The sequence below is a fragment of the Micromonospora sp. NPDC049274 genome, assembly GCF_040678875.1.
Taxonomy (GTDB): Bacteria; Actinomycetota; Actinomycetes; order Mycobacteriales; family Micromonosporaceae; genus Micromonospora.
In genome coordinates, this window is sequence record NZ_JBFAQS010000007.1 from 360560 (window position 1) to 371457 (window position 10898).

At 72.0% G+C, this 10898-nt stretch carries 13 protein-coding genes; 6 read left to right on the top strand and 7 right to left on the bottom strand.

What is annotated here, in order from left to right; all coding sequences use genetic code 11:
* Window positions 1-47: 47 nt before the first annotated feature.
* A complete protein-coding gene (locus tag AB0K10_RS16610) occupies window positions 48-458 on the bottom strand; it encodes a VOC family protein (RefSeq protein ID WP_363684223.1) in 411 nt (136 codons plus the stop codon).
* Between the two features lie 108 nt (window positions 459-566).
* On the opposite strand from AB0K10_RS16610, the gene AB0K10_RS16615 reads away from it, so the two are divergent.
* From AB0K10_RS16615 to AB0K10_RS16625, 3 genes are all read left to right on the top strand, one after another.
* Window positions 567-1460 carry an NAD(P)-dependent oxidoreductase gene (locus AB0K10_RS16615; RefSeq protein ID WP_363684225.1) on the top strand — a complete coding sequence of 298 codons (894 nt, stop codon included), beginning with the start codon at window positions 567-569 and terminating at the stop codon, window positions 1458-1460.
* Window positions 1461-1643: 183 nt separating this feature from the next.
* On the top strand, window positions 1644-2540 hold the full coding sequence (locus AB0K10_RS16620) for an acetyltransferase (protein WP_363684227.1): 897 nt from the start codon (window positions 1644-1646) through the stop codon (window positions 2538-2540).
* Between the two features lie 80 nt (window positions 2541-2620).
* On the top strand, window positions 2621-3616 hold the full coding sequence (locus AB0K10_RS16625; protein WP_363684229.1) for an alpha/beta hydrolase: 996 nt from the start codon (window positions 2621-2623) through the stop codon (window positions 3614-3616).
* Here AB0K10_RS16625 and AB0K10_RS16630 read toward each other — a convergent pair.
* Window positions 3541-4674, bottom strand: a complete 1134-nt coding sequence (locus AB0K10_RS16630; RefSeq protein WP_363684231.1) for an aldo/keto reductase — start codon at window positions 4672-4674, stop codon at window positions 3541-3543. The genes AB0K10_RS16625 and AB0K10_RS16630 overlap by 76 nt on opposite strands.
* A 108-nt stretch (window positions 4675-4782) precedes the next feature.
* Between AB0K10_RS16630 and AB0K10_RS16635 the strand changes: the two genes are divergently transcribed.
* Window positions 4783-5388 carry a TetR/AcrR family transcriptional regulator gene (locus AB0K10_RS16635; RefSeq protein WP_363684233.1) on the top strand — a complete coding sequence of 202 codons (606 nt, stop codon included), beginning with the start codon at window positions 4783-4785 and terminating at the stop codon, window positions 5386-5388.
* Window positions 5389-5594: 206 nt separating this feature from the next.
* Window positions 5595-7232 (top strand): ABC-F family ATP-binding cassette domain-containing protein, encoded by a 1638-nt coding sequence (locus AB0K10_RS16640; RefSeq protein ID WP_363684235.1) that lies wholly within the window; start codon window positions 5595-5597, stop codon window positions 7230-7232.
* 10 nt (window positions 7233-7242) lie between these two features.
* On the opposite strand, the gene AB0K10_RS16645 is transcribed toward AB0K10_RS16640, so the two are convergent.
* Window positions 7243-7680, bottom strand: a complete 438-nt coding sequence (locus AB0K10_RS16645) for a hypothetical protein (protein ID WP_344354712.1) — start codon at window positions 7678-7680, stop codon at window positions 7243-7245.
* Window positions 7677-8348: a helix-turn-helix domain-containing protein gene (locus AB0K10_RS16650; protein ID WP_363684237.1), complete on the bottom strand. Its 672-nt coding sequence runs from the start codon at window positions 8346-8348 to the stop codon at window positions 7677-7679. Before AB0K10_RS16650 ends, AB0K10_RS16645 begins: the two co-directional genes overlap by 4 nt.
* 43 nt (window positions 8349-8391) lie before the next feature.
* Here AB0K10_RS16650 and AB0K10_RS16655 point away from each other — a divergent pair, with 43 nt between their 5' ends.
* Window positions 8392-8820, top strand: a complete 429-nt coding sequence (locus AB0K10_RS16655) for a group III truncated hemoglobin (protein WP_363684239.1) — start codon at window positions 8392-8394, stop codon at window positions 8818-8820.
* A gap of 1 nt (window position 8821) precedes the next feature.
* Here AB0K10_RS16655 and AB0K10_RS16660 read toward each other — a convergent pair whose 3' ends face one another.
* The 3 genes from AB0K10_RS16660 to AB0K10_RS16670 form a co-directional block, all read right to left on the bottom strand.
* Window positions 8822-9472, bottom strand: a complete 651-nt coding sequence (locus AB0K10_RS16660) for a DUF305 domain-containing protein (protein WP_363684241.1) — start codon at window positions 9470-9472, stop codon at window positions 8822-8824.
* 72 nt (window positions 9473-9544) lie between these two features.
* Complete coding sequence (locus tag AB0K10_RS16665) at window positions 9545-10438, bottom strand: DUF1996 domain-containing protein (protein WP_363684243.1); 894 nt, start codon at window positions 10436-10438, stop codon at window positions 9545-9547.
* A gap of 257 nt (window positions 10439-10695) precedes the next feature.
* A partial coding sequence (locus tag AB0K10_RS16670) for a C39 family peptidase (protein ID WP_363684245.1) occupies window positions 10696-10898 on the bottom strand: 203 nt, incomplete at its 5' end.

Consider the following 10898-nt stretch of genomic DNA (forward strand, 5'->3'; position numbering starts at 1 on the left):
CGCTGCGCCTCGGCGCGTGCGCGTCCCCAGGCGGCGAGGCACATGGCTCAGCGCAGTTCCTGGATGCGGACCATGTTGCCGGCCGGATCGCGGAAGGCGCAGTCGCGGATGCCGTACGGCTGCTCGGTCGGCTCCTGGACGACCTCGGCGTCGCCGGCCTGCACCTTCTCGAAGGTGCCGTCCAGATCCCGGGTGGCCAGCAGGATCCACCCGTAGGTGCCCTTGGCCATCATCTCGGCGATGGTGCGCCGCTCGGCCTCGGTGATGCCCGGGTCGGCGGCCGGCGGGGCCAGGAGGATGGACGTGCCGGGCTGGTCGACGGGCCCGACGGTGATCCACCGCATCGTGCCCTGACCGACGTCGGTGCGGACCTCGAAGCCGAGCACGTCGCGGTAGAAGGCCACCGAGGCGTCCGGGTCGACGTGCGGAAGAACTGTCGTGTGAATGGTGATGTCCATGCTGGCCATGCTAGGTAGGCCCTCCCGCCCGTACTTCTCGATTCCTGATCGATGCGGCGGGTCGCACCCGCGTGCGGGGTGTCGTGGCCGGCCGGAGAGGATGGGGCCATGACCGATCCCGCACTCCCCGGACGCGTCGTCGTCACCGGCGCCACCGGCAAGCTCGGCCGCGCCGTGGTCGCCCACCTGCGCAGCCTGGGCGTCGACGTGCTCGCGGTGGACCGCCTCGGCGGGCGCGACCCCCGCGACGTCGACGGTGAGTTCCTGCTCGTCGACCTGACCGACTACGGGCAGGTGGTGGAGGCGTTCACGGGAGGGGCCGACGAGCACGCCGGCGGCGTCGAGGCCGTCGTGCACCTGGCCGCGATTCCCGCGCCGGGGCTGATGTCCAACGCGGCCACGTTCGCGAACAACTCGGCCGCCACGTACAACGTCTTCGCCGCCGCCCGGGCGGCCGGCGTCAAGCGAGTGGTGTGGGCGTCCAGCGAGACGGTGCTCGGGCTGCCGTTCGACACCCCGCCGCCGTACGCGCCCGTCGACGAGGAGTACGCGCCGCGTCCGGAGTCGACGTACTCGCTGAACAAGGCCCTGGAGGAGGAGATGGCGCGGCACTTCTGCCGGTGGGACCCGGAGCTGGTCATGGTGGGTCTGCGGTTCTCCAACGTGATGGACGTCGAGGACTACACACCGTTCCCCTCCTTCGACGCCGATCCGCAGTCGCGGCGGTGGAACCTGTGGGGCTACATCGACGCCCGCGACGGCGCCCAGGCGGTCGAGCGGGCGCTCGCGTACGACCGGCCCGGCGCGGACGTCTTCATCATCGCCAGCGCCGACACCGTCATGAACAGGTCGAGCGCCAGCCTGATGGCCGAGGTCTACCCGGGTGTGGAGATCCGCAAGGACCTCGGCGAACACGAGACGCTGCTCAGCATCGACAAGGCGCGGCGGGTGCTGGGCTACGAGCCCCGGCACTCGTGGCGCGACCACGTCGACCAGGCGTAGACCGGACGCGACAGCCGGCGTCCAGCCGGGACCGTTGCGGGCGGGCGAGGAGGTGGGGTAACTTTCCCGGCACGCCGTCGAGCCGAGAGGAGGTCAGAACAATGTCCGATGTTCTGCGCCCCCTCCGCGCACCGGCGTCCACGCGGAGCTGACCCGGGGCGCACGCTTTCCGGAGGTCCGCCAATGACCAGTCTGGTCATCCGCCCGCTCGTCGCGGGCGAGGAAAACCTGTTCGACTCCATGATCGATCCGCTGCCCCAACTGCGGCAGATCCCGTACGCCGACGGCATCGCCGGCGGCGGCTACCGGCCCGAGAACACCTGGGTCGCCCTGCGTGACGGCCGGGTGGTGGGCCGGGCGGCCTGGCTCCTCCCGCCCGGTGCGGTGGGCGCCCCCTGGCTGGACCGGTTCGACCTGGCCGCCGAGCCGGAGGTGGGTGCCGCGCTGCTGCACGCCGCCCACGAGGCGTTGGGCGGCCCCGGTTGGTACTACGCCGCCCTGCCCGCGCACTGGCGACGTCGACCCGAGGTGCTGGCCGTGGTCACCGCCCCGATGGAGGCGGCGCGGCTCGCCGGGCTTGTCGAACGGGGTGAGCGGCACCGGTGCTCGTGGACGGGCACGCCGCTGCCGACGACCTCCGGGCGGTACACCTTCCGCCCGCCCGTCGACGCGGCCGAGATCAACGCCCTGGTCGCGCGGATCAGCCAGCCGGACGTGCTGACCGGCGCGGAGATCGCGCGTCTCGTCGGCGGCGTCGACCTGGCCACCGATCCGATGGCCTGGCTGGGGGAGTCCACCGACGAGTGGCGCATCGGGGTGCGGGCCGGGCAGCCGGTGGGCCTGGTCGGCACGGCCGGCGACGCGTGCTTCCCACTGCTGGCGTACCTCGGGTTGCTCGACGACGGGGCGCGCGGTGAGCTGCTGGCCGAGGCGGTCCGGGTGCTCGCCGCCGGGGGCGCCCGCGAGGTGATCGCCGACGTGGACGCCCATCACGTCGCGGTGCTCGCGGAGCTGGAACGCACCGGGTTCCGGCAGCTCCGCTCGCGCGTGCTGTTCACGCCGCCGACCGAGGGGAAGTAGCCAGTGCGGGGTGCGCCCCTCGTCACCCGGGGCGCACCCCGCACCTGCGGCGACGCCGCCTCCTGCCAGGATCTGTGCCCATGCCGGAGATCATCGCCCTTCTCGTCGGCGGATCGGCGCTCGTCGTCATGGCGGTCGCCGGGCTCTACCTCTGGCCGCTGCGCCGACGTGAGCTGCGGCTCGTGCCGGCCGACCCGCTGGACTTCGACGCCGCCACCCGCCTCGCCGAGACCACCATGGCGGCGGAGGCCGCCGATCCACACGTCCGGCCGGAGTCGCGCAGCCGCCTGCTGAGCCACGGCTCGCGTACCGGCAGGGCCGTGTTGCTGCTGCACGGGTACACCCTCGCGCCGGAGCAGTACGACGAGTTGGCCGAGGTGTTCTTCGCCCGCGGTTACAACGTGTGGATCCCGCGGGCGCCGCACCACGGCACCGTCGACCGGCGGGCCCACCACCGGGTCGAGGCCGCCGAGCTGACGACGTACGCCGCGCAGGCCGTGACGGTCGCGGCCGCCCTGGGGGACGAGGTGGGTGTCGTGGGCATCTCCGGCGGCGCGGTGCTGGCCGCCTGGCTGGCCCAGGTCCGTGGGGACGTCGTCCGGCGCCTGCTGGTGCTGTCGCCGTTCTTCGGCCCCCGGCAGGCGCCGGCCTACGCGGTCCGACCGCTCATCACCCTGTACGGGCGTCGCCTCCTGCGCGATCGCGTCACGTCGCGGGGATACTCGTTCTCCGCCGTCACGCAGTACCTGACGATCCTGCGGACGCTGCCGCGCCCGCCACGACGGACCGGCCTGCTGAGCGCGGCAGTGGCGATCAGCCCGCTCGACGCGGTGGTGCACCCCGGCGCGGCGGTGACCGTGCCGCGCCGGATCGCCCAGGCCAACGGCGTCGCACTGCGGGTCTGGGCGCTGCCGGAGGCGTGGGGTGTCCGCCACAACACCCTCGACCTCACCTCGCTCGGCGCCGATGCCGCCGAGGTGCTCCGGGCATACGCCGACCTCTACGAGGGCGACCCGGTGCCGACGCCCGCCGCCTGTCCCGCGTCGCCGGCGCCGTTGAACACCGGCGGGGCGTAACCGGCCGGCTTGTCGCCGATGCCGAGGCCGGGGCTCACCACCCAGGACTGGTACTGCGGAGTGAACATGCCGTACGGCAGTCCGAGGTTCGGGGCGCTGGCCTCGTCGAGCCGGCGACGGGCGTCAGCCGGGATCTCGAAGTCGAGCGCCTCGAAGTTGCTGCCGACCTGCTCGGCGCTGCTCGCCCCGATGATCACGGAACCGACGGCGGGTTGGGTGGCGACCCAGTTGATCGCGACCTGCGCCATGCTGCGACCCAGGTCGGCGGCCACGCTCTCCAGCGCGTCGATGACCTTCCAGTCGTCGGGGCTGATCTCCCGACCGGCGGCGTCGGGGTTGGTCAACCGCCCGGTCCCGCTCAGGCCCTCGCTGGTCCGTCGGTACTTGCCGCTGAGCAGCCCGCCGCCGATCGGGCTCCACGCGGTGAGCCCCATGCCGAGGGTCTGGGCCATCGCCACGAACTCCGCCTCGATGCCCCGCGTGACCAGGGAGTACGGGAGCTGCAGGTTGATGATCGGGGCCAGCCCGTGCGCCTCGGCGTAGCTCTGCGCGCGGGCCGCGTACCAGGCCGGTACGTCGGAGAGGCCCGCGTACCGGATCTTGCCGGAGCGCACCAGGTCGTCGAGGGTGTGCACGACCTCCTCGACCGGGGTGATCCGGTCCCAGGTGTGCAGCAGGTACAGGTCGAGGTAGTCGGTGCCGAGCCGGCTCAGCGACGCCTCCACGGCCCGCATGATGTGTTTGCGGCCGTTGCCGCTGGCGTTCGGGTCGGCCGGGTCGACGGTGTTGGTCGCCTTGCTGGTGAGCACGAGCCGGTCGCGGACGCCGGCCCTGTCGATCAGGCGGCCGAGGATCCTCTCGCTCTCCCCGGCGGTGTAGAAGTCGGCCGTGTCGATGAGGTTCCCGCCCGCCTCCAGGTACTTGCGGAAGATCGGCTCGGCCTCCTCCTCGGTCTTGCCGTACGCGGCGTGGAACCCGTCGACGCCGAAGTTCATGGTGCCCAGCGCCAGCCGGCTCACCCGCAGACCCGAGCGTCCGAGCAGGTAGTAGTGGTTCATCGTGGTGGCCTCTCGATCGTGATGGGGGCGCGGAGCGGACCGCGCGTTGCCGACCTTTGCTCGACAAATTTGGACCTGCAAGTCCAGAACCGGGGCTAGGGTGGGGCCATGACACGCGCGTTGACCCGCAAGGGCGAGGCGACCCGGGCGCGGATCGTCGCCGGGGCCGCCGCCGAGATCCGCGAACGCGGCGTCGACGAGGTACGCCTCGAGGACGTGATGGCCCACACCGGCACCAGCAAGGGCCAGCTCTTCCACTACTTCCCCGACGGCAAGGAGGAGTTGCTGCTCGCGGTGGCCCAGCACGAGGCCGACCAGGTGCTCACCGACCAGGAGCCGATGCTCAGCAACCTGACCTCCTGGCCGGCCTGGCAGGCGTGGCGCGACAGGCTCATCGAGCGCTACCTCGCGCAGGGCGTGAAGTGCCCGCTCAACGGCCTGCTCGGCCAGACCGGCCGGCGCGCGCCCGGCGCGCAGGCGATCGTGACCGGGCTCATGTGGCGGTGGCAGGAGGCGATCACCGTGGGCATCCGGCACATGCAGTCGACAGGTGACATCGCCGGGGACGTGGACGCCGACCGCGCGGCGGCGGCGCTGCTGGCCGGCATCCAGGGCGGCGTCCTGCTGCTGCTCTCCACCGGGAAGATCGACCACCTCGAGGCGGCCCTCGACCTCACCATCGAACGCCTGCGGGCGGACGCCCGGACGACCTGATCAGCGCCCCGCCGGGCTATCCTTGCGCCCGAGTTGATCGGAGATCGGAGCAGGCGTGGCAGGTGACGACGACATCTCCGGGTGAGCACCCGGACCGGCCGCCGACGGGCGCGTGAACGCGCCGACGTCGCCGCGGCCACTGTCGTCATGCCCTGCTCCCGCCGGGCCACCTGCGTGCGCCCGATCCTCCCTGCTCCGAGGTTTCCATGTCTGTTCGACCCGCTCTCATCGCCCACGACCTCGTCCGTGTCCGGGGTGACCGCCGGGTGCTCGACGGCGTCTCGCTGACCGCCGCGCCCGGCCACCGGATCGGCCTCATCGGCGAGAACGGCACCGGCAAGACGACCCTGTTGCGGGTCCTCGCCAGCGTCGACGAGCCCGACTCCGGCACCGTCACCCGCCCGCCGGACCTCGGCTTCCTGCACCAGGAGATGCCGTACGCGCCGTCCGCGACCGTCGCCGGGGTCCTCGACGACGCGCTACGGGAGGCCCGCGCCGACCTCGCCGAGCTGGACCGGCTCGGCGACACGCTGGCGACCACGCCGCAGGACACCAACCTGCACGCCCACCTGCTGGCCGCGTACGGCGAAGCTCTGGAGCGGGCGCAGGACCGCGACGCCTGGGACGCCGACCGGCGTGCCGGTACGGTCCTCGCCGGCCTGGGCCTCGGCGGCATACCCCACGACCGGTCCCTGGCCGCGCTGTCCGGCGGGCAACGCGGCCGTCTCGCCCTGGCGGCGCTGCTGATCCGCCGGCCCGGCGCGTTGCTGCTCGACGAGCCCACCAACCACCTCGACGACGCGGCAGCGGCGTTCTGCGAGGAGCAACTGCGCGCCATGCCGGGCGTGGTCCTGCTGGCCAGTCACGACCGGGCCTTCCTCGACGCGGTGTGCACCGACGTCATCGACCTGGACCCGGCGGTCGAGGGACCGGTCCGCTACGGCGGCGGCTACAGCGCCTACCTGGCGACCAAGCGGGCCGAGGCGCAGCGGTGGCGTCAGCGCTACGACGAGGAGCAGGCTCAGCTCGCGGACCTGCGCGAGGCCGCCGCCGTGACCGGGCATCGGGTCGCGCACGGCCGTGCTCCGCGCGACAGCGAGAAGATGGGGTACGGCCACACCGCGGGCCGCGTGCAGAACCAGATCTCCCGTCGGGTCCGCGACGCCGCCCGCCGGCTGGAGCAGTTGGAACGTGACCAGGTTCCCGCTCCGCCGCAGCCGTTGCGTTTCCACGCGGCCACCCTCGCCGCCGGCGTCGGTGACGAACCCGTCGTCACGCTGAGCCAGGTGGAGGTCCCCGGCCGGTTGTGGGTGGACCAACTCGTGCTGACGGCCGGCGACCGGCTGCTGGTCAGCGGCCCGAACGGCGCGGGCAAGTCGACGCTGCTCGCCGTCCTCGCCGGTCGCCTCATCGGCAACGGAGCCGTCTGGCGTCGACCGGGCCTGCGCGTCGGCCTGCTCACCCAGGACACCGTCCTCGACGATCCGCGGCGGACGGCCCGTCGGACGTACGCCGACGCCGTCGGAGCGCGCCGGGCCGAGATTGTGCCGCTGACGTCGCTCGGACTACTCGCGGCGACGGACCTCGATCGCCCGGTCGGTGAGCTGTCGGTCGGCCAACGTCGTCGGCTCGCTCTCGCGGTGCTCGTAGCCAACCCGCCGGACCTGCTCCTGCTGGACGAGCCGACCAACCATCTCTCGCCACGCCTCTGCGACGAGTTGGAGGAGGCCCTCGGAACGGGACCGGGCGCGATAGTGGTCGCCAGCCACGACCGGCGGCTCCGCTCCCGCTGGTCGGGCCGGGAGGTGGCAGTCGTCGCAGGTCCGCTCCCACGAACCTCGTGATCAACGCGCGTCAGCGCAGGAGTCGCCCGGCGAGCGACCAGCCAAGCACCAGCAAGGTAAGGATCTTGACCGCCTCCAAGGTCACGAACCACAGGTGCAGGGAGGACGCGGGCGGTTGCTGGCCGCTGATGATCAGCTCGGCTCGTCGGTCCAGCAGGGGCCGCAGGACTGCGGTCTGGGTGAGCAGGATCAGCCAGAGGCCCGCGATCCCGGCCCATCTGGCCTGGCCGATCGGGGCTCCGAGCACCGCCAGGGTCAGCCCGACCAGGAGGATGATCTCGGCCACGTTGAGGGCACGGAACACCAGGCGCCCGATGCCGAGGCCGAGGGGAAGTGTGATGCCGGGTGCGCGGAACTTCAGCGGAGCCTCGATGAGGGAGATGGCGGTGACCATCCCCAGCCACAGAAACGGCACCGCCAGCTGGGCGACGTCCTTGAACCTGGTCATGCCGGGGCGACTCCTCGATCGAAGGTGAGCTGGGCGACGCAGGTGCCGGGCCGGGCGAACGGGATGAGGTCGGCGCTGACGTTCGGTGCCGTCGCTTCGACGACCCCGCGGAGCAGGCCGAGGTGCATCCCGCACACCACGTCCGGGTACTGCCGCGCGACGTCGATGAACGGGCAGGCGCGCAGGTCGATCTGGCCAGAGGCGGCTCCACCGACGTGGACCGGCTCGAATCCCAGCTCGGTGAAGAGGGCGAGCGCCGTGGTGGTTGCCGTGCTGACGGGATCGGCCCCTGGCGTCGGAGCGGTCGGCGCGTGACCGCGCCGGAGCCAGGAATTGCCGGCCTCCTCGGCCAGCTCACCCGCGTCACGCCTGTGCAACTGGGCGGCCAGCACCGTGCTGAGGAACTGGTAGCCGGAGGTCGGGACCGGCGGTGCCACGCTGCGGTAGACCGTGTGGGGGCGTCCAGGGCCGCCCCGCTGGGCAGGCTGGCCGGTGACGAAGCCCGCCTCGATCAGGACCTCCAGATGGAAGCGCACCGTATTCGGGTGCAGTCCCGTGGCGGCGGCGAGTTCCTTGACGTCCGTCGGGACGTCCGTGGCTCGGAGCCGATCGAGGATCTGCCGGCGACTCGGCACGGCCAGTGCGCCGTAACTCACGTGTTCGGTCACCCTCCGATTTTATACGATGGCGATTGTGAAAAAGGAGGGCCTCATGGCCGACATCACCGGTCGCGGCGACATCACCGATCTGGTAACCGACTTCTACGGCAGGGCCTTCGCCGACGAGCTGCTTGGCCCGGTCTTCATCGACGTGGCGAAGATGGACCTCTCGGCACACCTGCCGATCATGTGCGATTTCTGGGAGACGGTGCTGTTCCGGTCGGGGACCTACCGGCGGAACGCCCTTCAGCTGCACGTGGACCTCAACCGACGGGAGCCGCTGACCGAGCGGCACTTCGAGCGCTGGTTGACCCTGTGGCGGGCCGCGATCGACGACCGTCACACAGGCCCGAAGGCGGAACTGGCCAAGGTGCAGGCGACTCGGATCGCCCAGTCGATGCTGCGGCGTCTCTCCGGTGGCAGCGGCAGTGAGCACCACACCATCCGGGCGGCGCGGCCAGCGCCGAGCGCCGCGGGCTGAGTCAGTCGCGGGAGGCGGTCGCGCCTGCGGGCCGTGTGTTCGCCGGGACGGTCGACGGCGGCCGGTCGAGCCGACCGAGCCCTTCGAGTTCGGCGGTGCCGCGCCGGATCACCGACGTGGCCAATGCGATGGTCGCCGGGTTGACCCCGCCCTGCCGCTCTGCGGTGGCAACCCGGACCGACTGCGCCAGGTATGCCCGCAGGTGTTCGGCGAACAGCCGCAGGAACGGCTGCCCGGTGCTCGACCGCAGCGCGTTCAGCTCGTCGGTGGTGACCATGCCGGGCATGTCGTGGCCCTCGTGCGGGTTTGTCGTCGGCGCTCCGGCCTCGCCCAGCAGTTCGCGGGAGCGGGTCAGGTCGGCACGGTTGCTGGCCCGCACCTCGGCGGCCAGCCGTCGCCAGGTGGGGTCGGTGGTCCGGCTCGGCACGAGGTTCAGCACCGTTAGCAGCCGATCCGTCATCGCCGCCGTCAGTTGCAGCCAGGCGATGTCGGTGGGGCTGAAGGCGCCTGCCGGTGAGACGTGCGACGGTGTGGACGCGACCGTGGGTGGCACGACCGTCGGTCGCGCGGCGCTTTCTCCGGTGCCGGGTGACCCGCCGGCGCAGCCGGTGAGGAGCACCGCCGCCGTGAGCAGCGCGACGTGGGCGCGCATCCGGCCTCCTTCCGCCCTGCGGCGGCGGGCCCGGCTGACCGGGCCCGCCGCCTCGGGTGCGTCGGTGTCGATTCAGATCGGTCGGCCGTCGTGCCCGCACTTGATGACCGGACGGATGCAGTCCTGGACGCGGCGGGCCATCTCCGCTGTCGGCCAGGCGTTGAAGAAGTCCCCGTGCATGGTGTAGCCCGGTCCGGAGGCCAGCCGGAAGTGCGACGGGTCGCCGCTGACCGGGTACCGCAGCACCTGACGCAGCTTCGGGACGGGCACCGGGTGGGTGCTCGGGCAGGCCTGGTTCACCGGGTACGCGAGGTGGCTCTTGTGATCCGCGGAGTCCAGGTCGCGGCCGTTCCAGCACTGCGGGAAGTCCAGGTACGACTCCAGCATCGTGCCGGCCGGGCAGGTGACGAAGTCCTTCGACGGCGGCACCTGACCGGCGTGCAGGCAGGACCAGCGGGCGATGCTGTCGCCCGCCCCGGTGGCCTTGGCGTTGCCGGCCACGAGCCGCAGCCCCTGCGGGAACGGCTGGGTGTTGGCGACGACGTCGGAGCGGACGCCCTCGCCGAGGTAGTAGAACGTGGCGATGGCCGGCTCCACCGGCACGTTGTTGTTGTAGAGAGTCGGCACCCAGTACGACGAGACGTCCACCTGCGGGTTGCAGGTGCTTGTGGATCTCACCAGGTCGGGCAGCGTGGTGTTGGCGTTCGTGACCGTGCTGCCGAAGAAGCTGTGCATGTGTGAGGCCCCGGGCAGCCCGGGGAAGACGATCGGGTCGTCGGGCAGCCGATGGCTGTACGTGCAGTCGGCGGGGAACTCGGCGACCCGGATGACGTTGGCGACCGGGGCGGCGTCGGCCCGGTCGGTGGTGGAGACCAGGTACGTGCCGAGCAGCGCCAGCAGGGCGCCGATGGCGGTGGCGAGACGCATCCGGCGGTGGATGCGGGAGAGGGGTGCGGCCCTGTCCATCTCGTGACTCCTGTCGGGGGACGGGTCAGGGGAACCTCCGCCGCCGCCGCCGAAGACGTCGGAGTGTTGCCCTGACCGGACTGGGTGGTGGCCGGTTGATCCCAACTGCTGATCCCGGCTGCGAGAGAGCGCTCTCACTGGTCCAGCCTCGCCCCGATGTCGACGCTTGTCAATGCATGCCGCAGTTGGTGGAAATGACGAAGAAGGGCCGGACCCCGGTGGTGGGGGTCCGGCCCTTCGGTGGTGTGCTCGCGGGGTCAGCTGGTGGCGTAACCGCGGGTGGCGATCCAGTCGGCGAGGTGCTCGACGGTGACCTCGTAGGAGGCGGTGTTCGGGTCGGCCGAGTCGGCGATGGTGACGGTGTTGCCGTTGTCGCGGTAGCCGACGACGCTGATGTAGTGCCCGCCCTCGAACGAGTGGATGCCGCCGTCGGTGTCGGTGCTGGTGCCGGCGATGTTGG

Coding starts and splice junctions, on each gene's coding strand:
- AB0K10_RS16610 (WP_363684223.1), bottom strand. CDS start 458: ATGGACATCACCATTCACACGACAGTTCTTCCGCACGTCGACCCGGAC.
- AB0K10_RS16615 (WP_363684225.1), top strand. CDS start 567: ATGACCGATCCCGCACTCCCCGGACGCGTCGTCGTCACCGGCGCCACC.
- AB0K10_RS16620 (WP_363684227.1), top strand. CDS start 1,644: ATGACCAGTCTGGTCATCCGCCCGCTCGTCGCGGGCGAGGAAAACCTG.
- AB0K10_RS16625 (WP_363684229.1), top strand. CDS start 2,621: ATGCCGGAGATCATCGCCCTTCTCGTCGGCGGATCGGCGCTCGTCGTC.
- AB0K10_RS16630 (WP_363684231.1), bottom strand. CDS start 4,674: ATGAACCACTACTACCTGCTCGGACGCTCGGGTCTGCGGGTGAGCCGG.
- AB0K10_RS16635 (WP_363684233.1), top strand. CDS start 4,783: ATGACACGCGCGTTGACCCGCAAGGGCGAGGCGACCCGGGCGCGGATC.
- AB0K10_RS16640 (WP_363684235.1), top strand. CDS start 5,595: ATGTCTGTTCGACCCGCTCTCATCGCCCACGACCTCGTCCGTGTCCGG.
- AB0K10_RS16645 (WP_344354712.1), bottom strand. CDS start 7,680: ATGACCAGGTTCAAGGACGTCGCCCAGCTGGCGGTGCCGTTTCTGTGG.
- AB0K10_RS16655 (WP_363684239.1), top strand. CDS start 8,392: ATGGCCGACATCACCGGTCGCGGCGACATCACCGATCTGGTAACCGAC.
- AB0K10_RS16660 (WP_363684241.1), bottom strand. CDS start 9,472: ATGCGCGCCCACGTCGCGCTGCTCACGGCGGCGGTGCTCCTCACCGGC.
- AB0K10_RS16665 (WP_363684243.1), bottom strand. CDS start 10,438: ATGGACAGGGCCGCACCCCTCTCCCGCATCCACCGCCGGATGCGTCTC.